The following is a 17,114-nucleotide window of genomic DNA, read 5'->3' on the forward strand; positions in this document are numbered from 1 at the left end:
TTTATTCAAAAACGATGCGCACGGTCTGGTAAAAAGATAGTTGTGCCGACAATCCCTGCTGCATAAGCTGGTCGCGCTGGAAGCCCTGCAGGCCGAAAAGGCCAGCGGCATTGCCTTTATTCACGGCAATTTCCAGGTAGCCGGCGGCATTAAAGAGGGCTAATTTATGTCCTTCGGGTACGTCGGCATAGGTTTCACTCAGTTGGGTGATCACTTCATCGCGGCGGAAGAAGATGGAGAAGCGGCGGCCATTGCGAGCGGCATTAAACTGGTGACGGGTAATGTTCACCACCACATTCTCAAAGCTGTCTATATGAATGATCTGCCCTTCAATATAGTCGTCGCCCGTGAGGGGTTGCAATTTGTTTTTGAGTACAATGTCTTGCGTAACCTCGCCCAATGCTGCCAGGGATTGCCCTGCCTGCAAGGCTTTTACTGCTTGCATAAGGGTATGGATAATGGTAAAGGTATTGCGCGGGCCCTGTGTATCCAGTGGCAGGCGAACGACCATTTCGGGCATGCCTTCTGTGATCATGGTGAGCAGGCCATTGTCTGCACAGCCTATGTACTGGCCATTATGCCGGGCCAGCAGCACGTGGTCCTGCTTGCGGTCGAATAAATTAATGAGTACAAAATGAAAGGTGCGGGCAGGGAAAAAAGCAAAGGCGCTTTTACAGATATAGGTAGCCTGGGGTAAGTTAAACGGGGAGATGTGATGGGAGATATCTATCACCTGGCAATCGGGACAATGCTGCCAAAGGTGCCCTTTGATGGCGCCTACCAGGTAGTCTTGTAATCCGATATCCGATGTAAGCGTTATGATAGACATGATGAGAATAAAATGGGTCTGTTAGCCCTGCGATGCGTGATATGCTTCAATTTTAATGCCGCGCTGCAAAGAACGGTCATAAAATGGCGATAGCCTTGTATTTTTTTATCACGTGGATAACTGGCATGCAGTGGTCCAGGCAATGCGTAAAAAATATTGTGTGTTGTGCTGAAATGATCTGGGGAAGGGCACTGCGGGCCATGGAAAAGGGAGTGCAGGTATGCGGCGTATATCACAGAGCCGGGAAAGTGGGTGCATACCTGCCGGTAAAAATGAAAGTAGCGGAAGCACTTATTGCAAAGGCGATCCGGGTTCTTTTTTAAAATGGTTGAACACCAGTCCATCGGCAATGCCGGGTATGAGTTTGTTCAGCCATACGGTGAGTTTGCCCTGGCCTGTTAGCACCAGGGTACGTTTTCTTTTGGAGATGGCTTTATAAATTTCCACGGCTACCGCTGTGGAGGTCATTAGTTTGCCTTCGTCCAACGGTGTTTCACTTTGTGCGGCACCGCTTTGATTCAGGGCGGTGTTGCGGATATTAGAGGCCGTAAAGCCAGGGCATACCCACATCACGTTTAAGCCGGTGTGCAGATTTTCGGTGCGCAGTGCTTCGAGAAATCCCTGCATGGCAAACTTGGAGGCGGAGTAACCGGTGCGACCCGGCAGTCCACGGTAACCAGCAATAGAGGATACGCCCACTACAGTGCCTTTGCTGGCCAGCAGCGCGGGCAGGGCAAACTTAGTGCAGTACACTGTACCCCAAAAATTAATGTCCATCAGTGTTTTCAGCACGGCCACGTCTGCATCTTTAAAGAGGGCGCGCATAGAAATGCCGGCGTTATTGATCAAAAGATCGATGCGGCCAAACTGGCTGTACACTGCGTCAATAAAAGATTTGCAATCGGCTTCCAGGCTTACGTCGGCTACCTGGGTAAAGAGTGATGGTGCATGCAGTTCGTTTACCAAGGCTTGGAGGGCAGGCGCTTTGCGGGCGCATACGGCCACCTGGTAGCCTTCCCGGATATATTTTTCGGCCAGTGCCTTCCCAATGCCGGAGGTGCCGCCGGTAATGATGGCTACGGGTTTGGATGTAGTCGTTTGCATGTAATGGATTAGTAGTGAATGCTGCATCCCTTGCGGAACAGCGCTGTTGTGGAACAAATGTAAAGAAATATTTATGGATTTCAGCAAAGGGGCCGGCTACGGCCACGCCCCCACGCTTTTATAATAGTACTACTACAAAACAACTATGGGGTTGCCTACCCGAAAAGCGTGAGCAGGTATATAAAAAAATGGCCGGCATGGTAAGGGCCGGCCGTTGGTGTATTGGGTGTTGGGATTGTTATTGTTTGGTACGGATATTCCGGCTGCCATCTGGCTGTACATAATAGCGGAAGGTGAAGTAGGGTGCAGGCCAGAACAGGTCGGTCACCACGGGTGGATTGCCCTTGTATACGTTGATGAGTTCCAGCTTGCCATACTTGCCATCCGGGGTGCGGAGTACAAAGGTGCGGTGCTGCACAGGCACTACGATGTGATTGTCTAGCGAATAGAAAAACCATCCTACTCCGTTGCCGGCGTCCCAGCCTATTTTGTATACGGTGGAGCTGTTGAAGGCGGCGTTGTCCGGGGCTGTGTTTACCTGGTCGTAATCCTGGTTTACAATCACGATGGCGCCCTGTCCAGGGCCTTTGTAGCCGGGGTTGTATTCATAGGTGCCACTGTTTACATACACCTCCGAATTATAAGGGCCGGTGAAGGCCAGGTCCCATTGTAGCGAGGCCTTGTCTTCGTCGGCCACGGTTACTTTTGCGCCGGTGGCGAAGCGGAAGTACAGGATTTTAAAGCCAGCCGAATTGCCGCCCACGCGGGCGGTGGTATCGCCCGGCAAGTCGGTGATGACGGTGCTGGCACCGTCTTCGGAAATGGTGTCTTTCGTGTCTTTGGTGCAGGCGCTGAAAAGTGCGGCCAGGGTCAAAAGCAGGATGCTAATCTTTTTCATATTGCTGGTTTAATGCAGGATGGCGTAGCGGAGGGTGTAATAAGCGCCGGCTTCCCAGGGCTTGCCATCTTTGTAATAACTTTCTATCTGTAGTTTAATGAAGGTTTGGTCATCTACCTTCAGTACAATCACTTTATCCGGCAAGGGGGTGATGGTATGTTCTTCCATGTTGTATTGGTACCAGCCCTTGCCGCTGCCGGTAGGAATGGCTTTCAGCGTGTCGCTGTCTGTCTGGTAGGGGGCATCGGGTGCTTTAACCAGCTCCTCAAACTTAGCATGCAGCAGGATGGCTGGTTCATTTACCGACAGGGTAGTTTTAAAAAGGGCAATGTCCCAATGGCGGTTACTGCTCACGGTATCGCCGTGTTGCAGGTCCAGGTAGGTGGTGCCCTGACTGGCATTGATGTTACGCAGGGTTTTAATGTCCTGTGCCTGTGCGTTGGTGGCCAGGCATACAATGCCGGTAAATAGCAGGTACTTTATCATGGTGTAATTGTTTCGTTGATGTGATGTGCTGCAAACCGCCAGGTAGCACCTGCCAGCACCATGCGGCCAGGTTGTGCGGGCATGAGATAATCGGTATAATTAAAAATATTGTCGATCGTCAGTTGCAGGGTAAGGCGTTTTTGCAGCAGGTGTTTTTGCACGGAGGCATTCAGCAGGAAGTAGCCATTTACAAAAACATCGTGGGGGTCTATGTAGCCATTGTTATCGCGGTCCATGAAGCCGTATTTGCCCCGGTAGCTGGCCCGCAGCGAGTAGGTCATGGCCCAGGGACGTAGTTCGTAAAATACCTGTACATTGGCGCTGTGGCGGCTTCTGCCCGGCAGGTTAAAATAATCGCGGGGTGTAGCGGTGATGGTGCCGTAGTTCAGGTGACCGTATTTGCTGCTGCCGGCTTTAATAGAATCGATCACTCCCTTGTCTTTTGCGATCAGGTATTGATAGCCGCCGGTAAGGCTAAGCCCCTTCAGCGGCGACCATCGCAGGGAGGTTTCTATGCCGGTGGTAAATGCCGCCTGTATATTAAACCAGGAATACAGTTGCTGCCCATTGGACATAATGCCTACCTGCTGACTAAAAATCTGGTGGTGGATATTGTTATAAAAACCATTGGCTGTAAATTCCAGTTGGGTGGCTGGTTGCAGGGTAATGCCCAGGTTCCAGGAGGTAGACGTTTCGGGTTGCAGGTCATGAATGCCGGCGGCCACGGGCAGTACCTGCTGAATTAGTCCTGCTGCCTCCAGTTCCTTTGCCTTTTTGGTAAATACATTGGCCCCTATCACCGTATAACCCTCGGTAGGATTGGTAAATACCTGGTACAGTTGTGCATAGGTGGGGGCTTTAAAACCCTGCCCTACGGAAAATTTCAGCGCCATCCAGCTTGCGGGCCGTAAGTCTGCGCCCAGCGTGGGGTTTAGCTTACCGCCGAATATATTATTCCCATCGTACCGCGCGCCCAGGGTAAGGTTTAGGGTAGCTACGGGTTTATAGTTGGCCTGGGCATAGCCGAAATAAGTATACATGCTGTTATGACTGGCGGCGGCCACGTCTTGTAGTTGCTGGTAGTCGCCCCCGGCCCCCCCGGTGAGGGTGAGGGTATGTTGCAACAGGTCTTGCGTGGCTTGCAGCTCCACGCGGTGTATATTTTGAATGAAGTCGTTCTGTTGCAGGGTAGTGCCGGTCTGCTGCACCTTCACCGCCTGGTTAGTAGCATAGCGGGTAAAGTAATAACGGGTAAGTAGCTGCGGGCCGTGGTGAAGCTGGCTATTGAGCGCCACCATCATATTCATATCGTGCTCGTTCAATTTATCGCGGAAGTCCTGTGCGCCGTACGACCGGTCCATCACAGAGTTACGGCTGGCCACCCGTGCATTGAGCAGCAGGGCATGCACATCGTTTAGTTGGTAGCGGAAGCGGCCTTGCATATTCAGGCTGTTGTAAGGGGGCGCTGTTTTGCCTTGCTGCAGGTATTGGGTGTTTACATTAAAGCCATTGGTATGGTAATAATTGCCCGATACAAAAGCCGTTGCCTTTTGGTGCAGCAGCGGGGTTTCTGCTTCCAGCGTGGCGTCGGTAGATTGGTAGGTGCCATGTTGCAGGCTGGCCATGCCTTTCGTTTGGGTGACTATCTGCCGGGTAATGATATTGATGACCCCACCCAGCGCATCGCAGCCAAACAGGCTGCTGGAGGCGCCTTTGATCACCTCAATACGCTCAATGTCCGACACATTAATGCGGGACAGGTCGAAGTTGCCATTGAAGCGGCCGGTCATGGGCTGACCATTGATCAGGATCATAATATAGGCAGCGCCAAATCCCTGCATTTGCAGGCCCAGGGAGCGGTTGCCACTTCCCAGGTCGCTCACCACCGCCATGCCGGTTTGTTCCCGCAATACTTCATCGAGGCGGCGGCTGCCCATCATTTCAATCGTTTTGCGGGTAATGATGGTTACCGGCTGAGCTACGTTTTTTATATTGATCAAGTCGGTTTCTTTGTGCAGGGTGCTGCCTTGTACGGCCACTTCCCGCAGCGCCTGTTTGCGCAGGTGCGGCAGGCTGTCTGTAGGGAGGGTGGCGCTGGCAGCAGCCCAGGGGAGCCAGGCTAATAAAACGGTTAGTCCTTTATGCAGCTTCATGGGCTGCGAATTTGCAGCGTACTGCGCTCCCGTTGCGGAGAAAGAATTACCCGGTACGGAAAAACAGGCGGGCAGGCCGACAGCATTTACCCCAGGCGGAAATGTATTTACCCCAAACGGAAAACTTTCCCGTCTAAAGTGTTCCTGGGCCGGGAATTTTCCTTTTTGGATCAAGGGTGTTCCTGCCTGCGTAAAGCGGTCATCACCTATTTTGGCTATCATTGCAGGTAGAATCTGAACCACACCCCTTATGAAAAAGGACCAACAACCGTCCACAAACCATGCACCCAATGTTCTGTACTTTCGATATCTATCAAAAAGACGCACCCCGGTTGCGTGAAAGTCGCCGCCAGGTGGATCGAGAAGGGCACCAGGGCATGATCTATGAACTGGGCAGCCCCGATGGTATTTGCCTGGGTTATTATAAAATGCAATCCGCTCAGGCAGGCAGGGTACTGATCGATAATACATCGCCTTTCCTGCAACTTAGTTATACCATCAGCGGTTCTAAGAGTTATGCGCTGGAAAAAAACGCCCGCGCTTTTGCTACGTTCAAGAAACAGGAATACAACTACGTGTTCCTGCCGGAAGAAAAATTACACCTGCAATGGGAGGCTGGAGAGCCGCTGGAGATTTTTGAACTGGGTATCAGCCCCGAATTGCTGCTGCGCTTATTGCCGGAACAACACCCCTTTTACGCTGCGTTCAATAACAGCCTGGAAAATAATGTGCCGGCTACGATGAGCGAAAACAACCTGTCGCTGCGGTATAAAAATAGCAGCATCCTGTATGATATGCTGAACTGCCCGCTGGACGGCCGATATAAAGAATTGTACCTGCGCGCCAAAACCACGGAGCTGCTGGCCATTCAACTGGAAGAATATGAGTTGCAACTATCGGCGGCCAAACAGGTAAAGGCACCCAAGGCGCTGAAGAAGGAAGACATAGACCGTATGCACCATGTGCGCGACATCATTGTGCAAAATATGCATAGCCCCTGTTCCCTGATAGACCTGGCCCACCAGGTGGGTACCAACGATGCCTATCTTAAAAAGCAATTCAAAGAAGTTTTTGGCACCACCGTATTTGGCTACCTGCACGTGGTGAAGATGGGAGAGGCCCGCAGAATGCTGCTGGAAGGGCTTAGCGTATCGGAAGTGGCTTACCTCACAGGTTACAAACACGTGGCGCATTTTACCCGCGCGTTTAAGAAACATTTTAATATTGTGCCGAACCAGGTGAGAAGGTTTTAACCGCCGGGGGCTTTACTGCTTGAGGGAGGGGGAATGTCACCGGGTTGGGGGCCGCCGGGTTGCTAGTCTTTCCCAGTAACTTTATTGCAAAGTGCACGAGAGAAAGTTAAAATTATGGATAAACTGTTAAGCGGAAAAAAAGGGGAAATAGATGCTTAAACTCCGAACGGCCTTTAATTGATATATTCCCTTTCTGATGATGCTGAGTGTGGGGGTGAACGCTATAACAACTGCCGGAATTCCTTTTAATTTTTTACCTTTAGCACCTCATGGCAGACAAGGCATATATAACACCAAACGTTCTTAAGTGGGCAAGGGAATCGGCCAGCATGTCCAAAGAAATTGCTGCTGCCAAAGCTTCCGTAACGGTGGATAAATTACAGGAGTGGGAAGATGGAACAAGCCAGCCTACTATTAAGCAAGCTCAGTTTTTAGCAAAAGCGTACAAACGACCTTTTGCCTTATTTTTTTTACCTGAAATTCCCAGGGATTTTCAACCGCTACAGGATTTCAGAAAAAAAGATGCTAAAGACCTAACGACTTCCTCCATCTTTATAATACGTGAAATTCAACAGAAGCAGGCATGGATAAGCAATGTTTATGCTGAAAATGGAGAAGCTTCATTGCCTTTTGTAGGAAGGTTTTCCATGAAGGATAATCCCAAAATTGTGGCGCAGGATATACTTAAAACATTAAATATTAATCCACCGAATTATAAATCCGACGCGCCAATAAAAGAGTGGATAAATGCGGCAGAAAAAAATGGAATCTTTGTTTCAAGGACAAGTTTTATACATTCCAGATTAAAACTTGATGCGGACGAAATTCAGGGATTTGCTATTTCTGACCGATATGCTCCCTTTGTTTTTGTTAATTCAGCGGATTGGAATGCCCCGCAACTTTTCACGCTTGTTCATGAAATAGCTCATATTTGGATTGCAGCAACAGGAATATCAAATGCGATGGAGCTGGAGATTAATAACGGAGAAAAGTTTCAACCTATTGAGCTTTTTTGTAATGAAGTAGCCGCTAATGCCTTGATGCCAGAAAATTTTATATTGAATCTCCATGCAAATATTTCCCAAAACGCAAAGGATGTATTTAGCATGGCTAAGACATTGGGCGTAAGTTCATATGCTCTTTTAGTAAGACTGAAGCATTTGAAACTAATATCAATTTCCGCCTATCAGCAACTAAAAAAAGAAGCGGATTTTGCCTATCAAGATTACCTACATCGCGAATTGGAAAAGAAGGTAAGGCAGAAAGATAAGCAGGGGGGACCTGATTATTTTCTTCTTCAGTTAAATAGAAACAGCCGGCTCTTTACGCAAACCGTTTTGGACGCATTTCGTGGAGGGTACATTGAACCGACCGTTGCAAGCAGTTTATTGAACGTACAGGTAAATAAGTTTCAAAAACTAGAGGCCCAATTATATAGATAAATGCAACGGCACATAAATACTGTATTGATGCCAATGTGCTAATTCAGGCTTGGCAAAAATATTATAATCCAAAATTCTGCCCTGACTATTGGAATGTTCTAATAACGTTAGGCAGACAAGGTATAATATTTATCCCTGAAATGGTATATGAAGAAATTGTAAGAACCGAAGATGATTTATCAAAATGGTTAAAGAACAGTAAGATCCCGATTCATAAAATATCAGGACCCGTTACCATTTGCCTACAAACTATATATTCAAATAATCCAGTTCATAGAAATCTGGTTGATAATACTAAAGCGCGTTCATTAGCTGATCCTTGGATAATTGCACATGCGCTAAATGAAAATGCGACAGTAGTTACAAAAGAAGAAAAAATTACGGCATTAAACACTGTCAAAATAAAAATCCCCAATGTTTGCGAAAACATGGGCATTCGTTGGATTAACGACTTTGAATTTATACAGGAAATGGACCTTCAATTTATGTTTTCATTAAGAAAATAAACACCCTGCTCAATACTCCTAAAAGTACCTATACAACCATCTAACATTTAATACCGTATCAAGCATTTTGAAATAGATCATCTCAAAATGCGCTTAGTTATGCAGTAAAACACAAAAGGGCCTCCCATAATAGGAGAGGCCCTTTTTACGTATATGCCCGCCGGTGAAGCTATTCGCTGATGATGGCGTATGTTTTAAAATCACTCTTCATGGGAGCGGGGCTACCTTCGGCTTTTGCGGCGGCTATTTCTGCAAATCCACGCTTATGGCCTTGTACAAAGGCGTCAGACTTCATCCAATCTTTAAACGAAGTTTCCGTTTCCCAGTAACTCACAATGAGGTAAGGGCTTTCTGTATCCTCCGGGCGCAGTACATGCATATTAATGAATCCCGGCATGCTGTCTATGGCATGGGCCCGCGTGGCAAACAGCTCCTCGAAGCGGGTACGGAAGGAGGGTATGCAATGAATGTAGTTAATGGCTACAAAATGTTTGTTCATGGCTGTATAATTAGGTGATGTTGCAAAGCTAATAATGTCATGGCATTGTCATGGATCTTTGGCGGAAAACTTACTTACCCCAAACGGAAATTCGGTTGGTATATTCTGTAAACTGCTGTGGAACTAGGTTTGAGCGTGTGTCCGTTTTTCCGTAGATGGTAACTCTTTCTCCTTACAGGACCATTGGTTGTGCAGACATTTGCATCAGAAAAAAAAGTACTACAACGATGATGATTTCTTTTTACAAAGCAGCATGCAAGTACGCCCTCGTTTTCTTCCTAGGACTCACGGTTATTTCCTGCGGTAAAGACGACGACAAAGTGGAGCCAGAAAAACCAGATTATGGTAATTTTTATAAAACAATCAGCGTAAGAAATTTCCAGGGAGATACGACGGACAGTAATCCCACTGCCCCCAAGGTAACTTTATACTACAGCCTTGAAAATAACGAACGGGTTGCGGAAAGTTATCAGAAAACCACCCGCTGGGACTTGTCTTTCGGCGCGCTGTATTCCTCTGCGCTGGCGGGCAATAATGGCGCCGATCAAACCAATTATGGCAGTGGCTCTAGTGCCACCGGAGGTATCCTGATCCTGGCCCAAGCCTTTGACGATGTAGTGGATATTCCTTCCGACGACCAGTTTAAAACTGGTAAAGACCTGTTCATGACTGATAACGCCGGCGATTTTGGTACGGGTACGGGCTGGTACATTTATGATTTTGGCGGCACCAAGGTAGGCGATGGCAGTTATGATAAGCAACATGTCGTGTATGCGCTGGGCGATGGCGTTACGATGGCAGACAAGACCCAGATTGCCCCTCGTACCCTGGTGGTGCGTACGGCCAATGGGAACTATGCCAAGATCAAAATGATCTCCGTTTACAAAGACGCACTCACCATCGATAAATGGACACGGAATGCCCCACATATGTATTTCAATTTCGACTATTTGATGGTGCCCAAGGGCAGTACCAAATTTGAAACGAAGTAGACCCTTTCTATATAAACATAAACCCATGATCATTAAGCAACAATGGCTTTTCCTGCTGCTAGCGGTAGCATGCCTGGCCGCCTGCACCAAAACGGTAGACAAGTGGTCCGATAAAAAAGCAGACACAGTGCGGGATACTCTTACCACCCTGTCCGACAGCCGCATCATTGCATTTAAGGTACGCAATACCGGCGAGGTGAATATACAGGGCGCTATCAACGACAGCGCCAGGACTATCACCGTGTATCTGCCATACTTCTACCAGCTTCAGTTTCTGGAAGTGAACGTAACACTGCCGGAGGGCGCCAGTATTTTCCCGACATCTGATTCCCTGGTGCCGGTATTCGATACGGCAAAGATCCTATACACGGTAACCGGCAAGAGCGGCAGCAAAACTACCTACACCGTACAGCCAGTGATACAGCAGGCTTATTTGCAACTCAACGAACTGTCTTCAGCAACTAATACGGCGGTATTTAACATTGCCGGTGCCGGCGCTGCGCTGGGTATTTCGGGCACCAACATATTGCCCTCATACAGTGTCACCTCTCTTTATCTAATAGACAAAGGTGGGAAGGAGGTATACAAATTCCATGAGTTTGAAAATGCAACAAATTCCACCACGAATATGTCTTTCTCTATCGGCAAAAACGATAAGGCCCTATTCCTGCCGGATACGGACTACTGGCTGGAGCTGCGCTCCTATACGCTGTCTTCCCGCACCCAGTATCCAATACGTTTTGTACAATAAACTATTAATTTCTTCTCATATACGTCTGCCCTGACTGGCACTAAAAAATCCATTCATCACCCACTTTAAACCAAACAAATGAAAATCACTATAAGCTCCTCCTTGTTAACTGGCGTTACTGCCATCACCCTTTTACTGGGTGCCTGCTCCAAAAAAGCCGATTCCATTGCCACGCCCGGCACGGGCACCGATCCACGCGCGGTGACTGCCTGCACCTTAAAAGACACCGTGGTGAACAGCACCGGCACCAGCTTTAGCTATTATACCGCCTGGGCTCCTAAAACTGTAACATTGGCCGGCGGTACCGGTCCTGTGGTGCAATGGGAAGGTTACTCCAACAGTTTTGTTCGCCCGGTAACCGGTGGTTTTTACATTGGCACCATGGCAGCTGCAGATACCTGCTCGGCATGGTCTGTGGTGAAAAACAAGATTACGGTAAAGAATGCCAACCTGGGCGTAGCGCCGGATACGACCGGTTATTCCAAGTATAATGTAGTAGGTGTAAACGGCACCTTCAGCGGCGTGAATTTTGGCCTGGGCTATTATCACTACGTAACAGGTGTACCTACTGTAGATTCTGTGATCGTGATCTGGAAAGATTCGCATTCTACCAGCAGTAGTTATGTGAGCGTTCCAAGCGCGCTCACCGGCACACCGGAAGCCTATATTATCAATGTACGCAGCTTTGCTGTAGGTGGCACCTCAGGCGCCTACACAGACGCGGTGTCTTACGCTTACAAGAAAATTTAATTAAATGGTCAAGGCAGACGTTTTTATGAAACAACTCATTTTTATTTTTGCAGGGCTGGTAGGCGTATTATCTTCCTGTAGTAAGGAATACGTTGATAAATACCATCTTATTGCTGGCGATACGGTAAACGTATCCGGCTATACGAATATTCAATCTTTTAAAATAACGGAATTTAGTCCCGACACCGCGCTGTTGGCTACCATCAGCCACGATAGTATTATCGTGTATTGGCCCAGCTATAAAACGCTACCGGATAGTATACGCCCAGAAATTATCCTGCCCGCAAAGGCCACCATAGCACCGGTGTCTGGCAAGGCCATCGCCTTTCAGAGTGGAGAAGTATATACGGTGACCTCCGAGGCAGGCATACAGCAGCAATATAAATTGTATATAGACCTGCGCCAGCCCAAGCCCTCATTTTCGCTAGTGGCAGGGTCGCAGTTATGGACAGGCCCGGAGAATGTGTTGAATGGAGATTGGTTCCTGGCCGATACCGCCCGTACTAGCATCACCTTTGTAGCGGTATCGGATAAAAAGGAATACCAGGCGCTTTTGCTGAATATGAATAGTACCAGCATTCATTACGCATTACTGTCTAACGTACCGGCTGGCACTTACGATGTGAAGGTGACCAATGGCATTTACACTATATATAACAGTGAATCCAATGCCCGTAACGCCATTGAAGTTGTGAACGAGCCATACCCCTGGCTGTATAAGCTGGGTAGTCCTTTCCTGCTGAAGCCTGGCGGTACTTTCACTGTAAAGGGTACTTACCTGAGCGGCACTATTGGGGCTTCTATCATCACCAACCTGGATACGTTTGAGGAGTTACCGGTGAAAGTGGTGCGGGTTATTTCCGACGACCAGGTGGAGCTGCAACTGCCCGCAGATATAGCCCCCGGCACCTATCCCGGCCTGGCGTTATATACTACTACGGATGGCATTAACGGGCCTACTGGATTCAGCGAGCTGGTGATCCAGGTAACGCCTTAAGTTATATAACCCCACTATAAAACCCATCGGCAGCAATATTCCCGGCAAGTTTTCCCTTGCCGGGAACTGCCTTTTAAATACGTTTATACATGCAATACCTACTCACGTTACTTTTATTTTTTGTAGGCACGGTACAGGCGCAGCAGCGCATTGTATCGCTCAATGGCAGCATCAGCGAGGTGCTGGGGGCCCTGGGCCTGGAATCGCAGGTGGTGGGTACCGACATTACCAGCAACTACCCGGCTGCGATGGTGAGTAAACCCAAGGTGGGCCACAATCGCAATATATCGCCGGAAGGGGTACTGGCCTTACATCCTACGCTGGTGATAGGGCTGGAAAAACAACTGGATCCGCTACTGGTACAGCAGTTAAAAAATGCAAAGGCCAATGTGGTGGCACTGCCGCAGGCCCTGTCTGCCAACGGTATCCGGCAAATGCTGCAACAGGTGGCGGCGGCCACGGGTACGAGTGCCAAGGTGCCTGTCATTCAGCAGCAGTTTGACCAGCAACTGAAGGCCCTGCACTTGGCTCCCTTGCACCAAAAAGTACTCTTCATTTATGCGCGGGGTGCCGGCACCTTGCTGGCTGGTGGCGCGGGTACGCCGGTAGAACAAATGATTGTACTGGCCGGCGGAGAAAATGCGATGAAAGATTTTAAGGAATACAAGCCCTTAACCGCCGAATCGCTCGTAGCCGCTAATCCCGATGTACTGCTGCTGTTTACCGATGGACTGGCCAGCATAGGGGGCGCGGAAGGACTGTTGAAGGTGCCGGGCGTAGCCCAGACCAATGCGGGCAAAAACAAAAGATTTATTACCATGGAAGGGGAGCTGCTCACTGGTTTTACCCTGCGCTTGCCGCAGGCCTTACAAGAGTTACACAATAAGATTCAACGATGATGATGCGGGTGCTATTAATTGCAGGGCTGGTGCTATCGGTGCTGCTGGCTTGCGGCATGGGGGCCATGCATATACCTTTGCTACGGGTAGTTGCTATTTTGCTTTACAAACTTCACCTGCACCTGCCCATATCTTTTACGGAAAGTGAAGCCAATGTGCTATGGCAGATTCGCCTGCCCCGTGTATGCATGGGCGTTATGGTGGGCGGATCGCTGGCCATGGCGGGAGCGGCCATACAAGGCTTGTTCCGCAATCCCCTTGCAGACCCAGGGTTGGTGGGCATTTCGGCGGGTGCTGCTTTGTTTGCCGTGTTATGTATCGTAGTGTTCAGCGGGGTATCTTATTACTGGATGAACGTGGCCACCTTCCTGGGTGCGGTGTTGAGTGCCCTGTTGGTATTCCGCCTGTCGCGCAGTGGGGGTAGCACCCACATGGCTACCCTGCTGCTGGCCGGCCTGGGTATTAATGCCCTGTGTAATGCACTTACCGGGCTTATTACCTATATGGCCAACAACGATCAGTTGCGCAGTGTTACCTTCTGGACCATGGGCAGCTTGGGTGGGGCTACCTGGGCTACCGTGGCGGCTCTGCTGCCCTTCGTGGTGGTGCCGGTACTGCTGCTGCCACGACTGGCCAAGTGGCTCAATGCATTTGCGCTGGGCGAAGCCGCCGCCGCCCACCTGGGTATTCCGGTTAAACGCCTCAAGGCAGGGGTGATGCTGCTGGCTACCCTGCTTGTGGGCGCCTGTGTGGCGGTATCGGGCATCATTGGTTTTGTAGGGCTGATTGTGCCGCATATTTTACGCAGTGCTTCCGGCAGCGATCACCGGGCCTTGCTGCCCAACAGTTTTTTGCTGGGTGCCTCTTTACTCACCTTGTCTGATGTACTGAGCCGTACTTTAATTGCGCCCGCAGAACTGCCGCTGGGTATTGTAACGGCCATCCTTGGCACCCCGCTATTCATCGGTATGTTGATGAAACAAAAAAGACAACTCAATACCTGGGCATCATGATGACGATCGATTATGTTTCCTGCAAGGCGGGCAACAGGCATATTTTACACAGTATTTCCGCCACGCTGGGCGCTGCACAGGTGCATGTGCTGCTGGGGCCTAATGGGGCCGGAAAGTCTACCCTGCTGCGGGTACTCTCCGGCGAAGTGTTGCCGGGAGAAGGGCTGGTGTTGTTCAATAAACAAAACATTCATTCCAGGCCGGCCGCGAAGCTGGCATTGGAAAGGGCGGTACTTACCCAGCAATACGCGGTGAACCTGCCCTTTACCGTGCGGGAAGTGGTGATGATGGGCCGCTACCCGCATTTTAGCCGGCAGCCATCTGCCCGCGATCAGGAATTGGTCACGGAAACTATGCAGGCCTTGCAACTGGGCCACCTGGCCATGCGACATTTTCATACCCTGTCTGGCGGAGAGCAGCAACGGGTGCAACTGGCCCGTGTTTTAGTACAACTACGGCATGTGGACCAGCCTCACCTGCAAGGCAAGTACCTGTTGCTGGATGAGCCTACCGCCAGCATGGACCTGTTGCACCAACAGTTATGCCTGGGGTATGTGCAACAGTTGGCCGCAAAAGGATTGACGGTAATCATTGTATTGCACGACCTGAACCTGGCAGCCCAGTTTGCCAACAATATCCTGCTGCTGGCCAAAGGCCGAATTTGGGCCAGTGGCCGCCCTGGCGAAGTGTTACAGGCATCTACTATCGCCGCGGTGTATGGCATGCAGGTATCGGTGCTGTTGCACCCGGATTATGGTTTCCCCATTATACTACCTATGCAGCAGGGCCTGCCGGTGGAGGAATAGCCATCGGCTTTTTAAATAATTAGTTGCTTTGTAAGCCTTTGTTTGACAGCTAATACGTTTCCACAGCTTTAGTATTTCTTGCTGAGCCTTATTGGAATGCTACAATCGAAGTATTTTAGATGCTGGACAGTACTTAAAACAATTCGCTGGCTATTTGCCTGTTTAATAGGATGAGCCTATTGTTGGGGGATGATGTATTTTCTGCCTTCGGATAAAAAATTACTGCATATGCATGATCCGTTGTTTTGTTGATGCCTGCAATAATCAGGTTTTTTTCTTCCGTTTCCCATATTTCTCCGGATAGGATATTCTCATAGTTTTGCATACCTTTTCTGTAAAACAATTCTATTACTCGTTCCTGCCGTATTGTTAGCCAACCGTTCCCATACTCCGTATTAAATTGTATGACATAGGTACTGGCTGCAATGTTCACCGGGCGCCAGGTGTTATAAAATGCGTCGGGGAAATCAAGTAAATGGATGGTACTTATGTTGCCCGCTGCATCCCATTTTTCTAGTAACAATTTCTCGGAATCCTGTTTCAATAGAAGGGAGTCTTTTTCAAAAGAAAGAAAAAAAACCTGCAAAAAATGCTTCGTTTTTGAAATAAGTATTCTCCGGTTATTCTCATTTCCTTTTTCATCTATCTGCCTGTGGAGCCAGCCATCGCCTTCCTTTGCCAGCAAATGAATGTCATTGCCGGAAAGGAATGTCTTGTTTTTTTTCGGTAACGAAATGTTGATTTTCCATTTCTTTTTGATGGTTTCCTGATTATATTCAATCGTTAGCAGCTTGTCGGGTCTTGTATCTGAAAACAGGTCTACGTCATAAAAGATAGCAGCATGTGTTGTAACGCCAATAAATGTTCCGGTAAAGGATTTGTCAGCCTTAGGAGGATCTATTTTTTCCCTGTTAAAAACCGGGAGGCTTATTGCTTGTTCTTTATCGGCTTGGATTTGTATTAATGAAACATACATCTTTTGTTCCGGGTTAAAGAACAAATGTGGCAATATGCCGGCTTCTTCCAGGTAACTTTCTGTTTTTCCTCTTGTATCGATCAGGGTATAGTGCAAATTGTAATCCCCTGCATGATCATTATAAACATAGTTAGCTAAAAGTGTTTTCCCGTCAAATGATATATTATCCTTTGTTGAAACGGCCGTTTCAGTGGTAAGTATAGTAACAATGCCCATATTGTTTTGATAGGTGCTTACAGCAAACGGATCTGACTTTTCTATATTTTTCATGTTTTTAAAATATGCGCTACGCTTCAGGATGAAACTTTATTCAGTGGTTCAAAAAAATACAATTTAATTTTTTTTTACGGTGTTTCACCGCTTGATGATATTTTACGTTCACCAGGTTATGGCACGAACAAAACCTGCCGAAGCCCACAAAGCGCAAATAGCATACTGTTTTAATTGCAGATTAAATATTCTTCCTCACTGTACCCAATGTCTTACAGTATCTGGCGATAGTTGCTTTCAATTAGCTGCTTCTTTTTATGCTCTCCATACTCATCTACAATGGTCAAAATATGCCGTATCTTTTGATAGGATTTTGTTCCGGTAGCTAAGGCTGCTGTTTTATAAAGCAATGGTGTAGCAGCGGGTTTAATCGTTTTGCCTATTTTTATTTTTTTCAAATTTTTTAAGAAAAAAGTCAAAAAAAATAACCATCTTGAGCGGGCTTTATTACCGGGATGCTGTGCATCGGTAATCTTCACGGAAACTTAAT

18 protein-coding genes are annotated in these 17,114 nt (G+C 48.3%); 10 read left to right on the forward strand and 8 right to left on the reverse strand.

The window, feature by feature from the left end; all coding sequences use genetic code 11:
• Position 1 precedes the first annotated feature (1 nt).
• The 5 genes from GA0116948_RS12345 to GA0116948_RS12370 all read right to left on the reverse strand — a co-directional run bounded on the left by GA0116948_RS12345 (position 2) and on the right by GA0116948_RS12370 (position 5,470).
• Positions 2-829 (reverse strand): SAM hydrolase/SAM-dependent halogenase family protein, encoded by an 828-nt coding sequence (locus GA0116948_RS12345; RefSeq protein ID WP_089712607.1) that lies wholly within the window; start codon positions 827-829, stop codon positions 2-4.
• 291 nt (positions 830-1,120) lie between these two features.
• Entirely contained in the window at positions 1,121-1,933 is an 813-nt protein-coding gene (locus GA0116948_RS12355) for an SDR family oxidoreductase (protein ID WP_089712842.1), read from the reverse strand.
• Positions 1,934-2,171: 238 nt separating this feature from the next.
• Positions 2,172-2,831, reverse strand: a complete 660-nt coding sequence (locus tag GA0116948_RS12360; protein WP_089712610.1) for an HmuY family protein — start codon at positions 2,829-2,831, stop codon at positions 2,172-2,174.
• A 9-nt stretch (positions 2,832-2,840) separates the two neighbouring features.
• A complete protein-coding gene (locus tag GA0116948_RS12365) occupies positions 2,841-3,317 on the reverse strand; it encodes an HmuY family protein (protein WP_089712612.1) in 477 nt (158 codons plus the stop codon).
• Positions 3,314-5,470, reverse strand: coding sequence for a TonB-dependent receptor plug domain-containing protein (locus GA0116948_RS12370; protein WP_165798457.1), 2,157 nt, complete (start codon positions 5,468-5,470; stop codon positions 3,314-3,316). Before GA0116948_RS12370 ends, GA0116948_RS12365 begins: the two co-directional genes overlap by 4 nt.
• A gap of 290 nt (positions 5,471-5,760) precedes the next feature.
• On the opposite strand from GA0116948_RS12370, the gene GA0116948_RS12375 reads away from it, so the two are divergent.
• The 3 genes from GA0116948_RS12375 (at position 5,761) to GA0116948_RS12385 (ending at position 8,671) form a co-directional block, all read left to right on the forward strand.
• Complete coding sequence (locus GA0116948_RS12375; protein WP_165798456.1) at positions 5,761-6,723, forward strand: helix-turn-helix transcriptional regulator; 963 nt, start codon at positions 5,761-5,763, stop codon at positions 6,721-6,723.
• A gap of 329 nt (positions 6,724-7,052) precedes the next feature.
• Positions 7,053-8,165: an ImmA/IrrE family metallo-endopeptidase gene (locus GA0116948_RS12380; protein WP_249260571.1), complete on the forward strand. Its 1,113-nt coding sequence runs from the start codon at positions 7,053-7,055 to the stop codon at positions 8,163-8,165.
• Positions 8,166-8,188: 23 nt separating this feature from the next.
• Positions 8,189-8,671 carry a DUF4411 family protein gene (locus GA0116948_RS12385; protein WP_262487138.1) on the forward strand — a complete coding sequence of 161 codons (483 nt, stop codon included), beginning with the start codon at positions 8,189-8,191 and terminating at the stop codon, positions 8,669-8,671.
• Positions 8,672-8,840: 169 nt separating this feature from the next.
• Here the strand turns inward: GA0116948_RS12385 and GA0116948_RS12390 are convergent, their stop codons facing one another.
• The gene (locus GA0116948_RS12390; RefSeq protein ID WP_089712619.1) at positions 8,841-9,170 is read right to left on the reverse strand and encodes an antibiotic biosynthesis monooxygenase family protein; all 330 of its coding nucleotides are present in this window, start codon (positions 9,168-9,170) and stop codon (positions 8,841-8,843) included.
• Positions 9,171-9,397: 227 nt separating this feature from the next.
• Between GA0116948_RS12390 and GA0116948_RS12395 the strand changes: the two genes are divergently transcribed.
• The 7 genes from GA0116948_RS12395 to GA0116948_RS12425 all read left to right on the forward strand — a co-directional run bounded on the left by GA0116948_RS12395 (position 9,398) and on the right by GA0116948_RS12425 (position 15,378).
• Positions 9,398-10,162: an HmuY family protein gene (locus GA0116948_RS12395; protein ID WP_089712621.1), complete on the forward strand. Its 765-nt coding sequence runs from the start codon at positions 9,398-9,400 to the stop codon at positions 10,160-10,162.
• 25 nt (positions 10,163-10,187) lie between these two features.
• Positions 10,188-10,913, forward strand: a complete 726-nt coding sequence (locus tag GA0116948_RS12400) for a hypothetical protein (protein ID WP_089712623.1) — start codon at positions 10,188-10,190, stop codon at positions 10,911-10,913.
• Positions 10,914-10,991: 78 nt separating this feature from the next.
• Entirely contained in the window at positions 10,992-11,663 is a 672-nt protein-coding gene (locus tag GA0116948_RS12405; RefSeq protein WP_089712625.1) for a hypothetical protein, read from the forward strand.
• A 4-nt stretch (positions 11,664-11,667) separates the two neighbouring features.
• Positions 11,668-12,660, forward strand: coding sequence for a hypothetical protein (locus tag GA0116948_RS12410; protein ID WP_123891794.1), 993 nt, complete (start codon positions 11,668-11,670; stop codon positions 12,658-12,660).
• An 89-nt stretch (positions 12,661-12,749) separates the two neighbouring features.
• Positions 12,750-13,559 carry a heme/hemin ABC transporter substrate-binding protein gene (locus GA0116948_RS12415; protein WP_089712629.1) on the forward strand — a complete coding sequence of 270 codons (810 nt, stop codon included), beginning with the start codon at positions 12,750-12,752 and terminating at the stop codon, positions 13,557-13,559.
• The gene (locus tag GA0116948_RS12420; protein WP_089712632.1) at positions 13,556-14,572 is read left to right on the forward strand and encodes a FecCD family ABC transporter permease; all 1,017 of its coding nucleotides are present in this window, start codon (positions 13,556-13,558) and stop codon (positions 14,570-14,572) included. Before GA0116948_RS12415 ends, GA0116948_RS12420 begins: the two co-directional genes overlap by 4 nt.
• The gene (locus GA0116948_RS12425) at positions 14,569-15,378 is read left to right on the forward strand and encodes a heme ABC transporter ATP-binding protein (RefSeq protein ID WP_089712634.1); all 810 of its coding nucleotides are present in this window, start codon (positions 14,569-14,571) and stop codon (positions 15,376-15,378) included. Before GA0116948_RS12420 ends, GA0116948_RS12425 begins: the two co-directional genes overlap by 4 nt.
• 133 nt (positions 15,379-15,511) lie before the next feature.
• Here the strand turns inward: GA0116948_RS12425 and GA0116948_RS12430 are convergent, their stop codons facing one another.
• Positions 15,512-16,624, reverse strand: coding sequence for a hypothetical protein (locus GA0116948_RS12430; protein ID WP_089712636.1), 1,113 nt, complete (start codon positions 16,622-16,624; stop codon positions 15,512-15,514).
• A 212-nt stretch (positions 16,625-16,836) separates the two neighbouring features.
• Complete coding sequence (locus GA0116948_RS12435) at positions 16,837-17,103, reverse strand: hypothetical protein (protein ID WP_089712638.1); 267 nt, start codon at positions 17,101-17,103, stop codon at positions 16,837-16,839.
• Positions 17,104-17,114 lie beyond the last annotated feature (11 nt).

It is taken from the genome of Chitinophaga costaii (genome assembly GCF_900094705.1).
Lineage (GTDB): Bacteria > Bacteroidota > Bacteroidia > Chitinophagales > Chitinophagaceae > Chitinophaga > Chitinophaga costaii.

What these genes read in the sequence shown, in the direction of transcription:
- GA0116948_RS12345 (WP_089712607.1), bottom strand. Translation starts at nt 829, where the DNA reads ATGTCTATCATAACGCTTACATCGGATATCGGATTACAAGACTACCTG.
- GA0116948_RS12355 (WP_089712842.1), bottom strand. Translation starts at nt 1,933, where the DNA reads ATGCAAACGACTACATCCAAACCCGTAGCCATCATTACCGGCGGCACC.
- GA0116948_RS12360 (WP_089712610.1), bottom strand. Translation starts at nt 2,831, where the DNA reads ATGAAAAAGATTAGCATCCTGCTTTTGACCCTGGCCGCACTTTTCAGC.
- GA0116948_RS12365 (WP_089712612.1), bottom strand. Translation starts at nt 3,317, where the DNA reads ATGATAAAGTACCTGCTATTTACCGGCATTGTATGCCTGGCCACCAAC.
- GA0116948_RS12370 (WP_165798457.1), bottom strand. Translation starts at nt 5,470, where the DNA reads ATGAAGCTGCATAAAGGACTAACCGTTTTATTAGCCTGGCTCCCCTGG.
- GA0116948_RS12375 (WP_165798456.1), top strand. Translation starts at nt 5,761, where the DNA reads ATGTTCTGTACTTTCGATATCTATCAAAAAGACGCACCCCGGTTGCGT.
- GA0116948_RS12380 (WP_249260571.1), top strand. Translation starts at nt 7,053, where the DNA reads ATGTCCAAAGAAATTGCTGCTGCCAAAGCTTCCGTAACGGTGGATAAA.
- GA0116948_RS12390 (WP_089712619.1), bottom strand. Translation starts at nt 9,170, where the DNA reads ATGAACAAACATTTTGTAGCCATTAACTACATTCATTGCATACCCTCC.
- GA0116948_RS12395 (WP_089712621.1), top strand. Translation starts at nt 9,398, where the DNA reads ATGATGATTTCTTTTTACAAAGCAGCATGCAAGTACGCCCTCGTTTTC.
- GA0116948_RS12400 (WP_089712623.1), top strand. Translation starts at nt 10,188, where the DNA reads ATGATCATTAAGCAACAATGGCTTTTCCTGCTGCTAGCGGTAGCATGC.
- GA0116948_RS12405 (WP_089712625.1), top strand. Translation starts at nt 10,992, where the DNA reads ATGAAAATCACTATAAGCTCCTCCTTGTTAACTGGCGTTACTGCCATC.
- GA0116948_RS12410 (WP_123891794.1), top strand. Translation starts at nt 11,668, where the DNA reads ATGGTCAAGGCAGACGTTTTTATGAAACAACTCATTTTTATTTTTGCA.
- GA0116948_RS12415 (WP_089712629.1), top strand. Translation starts at nt 12,750, where the DNA reads ATGCAATACCTACTCACGTTACTTTTATTTTTTGTAGGCACGGTACAG.
- GA0116948_RS12420 (WP_089712632.1), top strand. Translation starts at nt 13,556, where the DNA reads ATGATGATGCGGGTGCTATTAATTGCAGGGCTGGTGCTATCGGTGCTG.
- GA0116948_RS12425 (WP_089712634.1), top strand. Translation starts at nt 14,569, where the DNA reads ATGATGACGATCGATTATGTTTCCTGCAAGGCGGGCAACAGGCATATT.
- GA0116948_RS12430 (WP_089712636.1), bottom strand. Translation starts at nt 16,624, where the DNA reads ATGAAAAATATAGAAAAGTCAGATCCGTTTGCTGTAAGCACCTATCAA.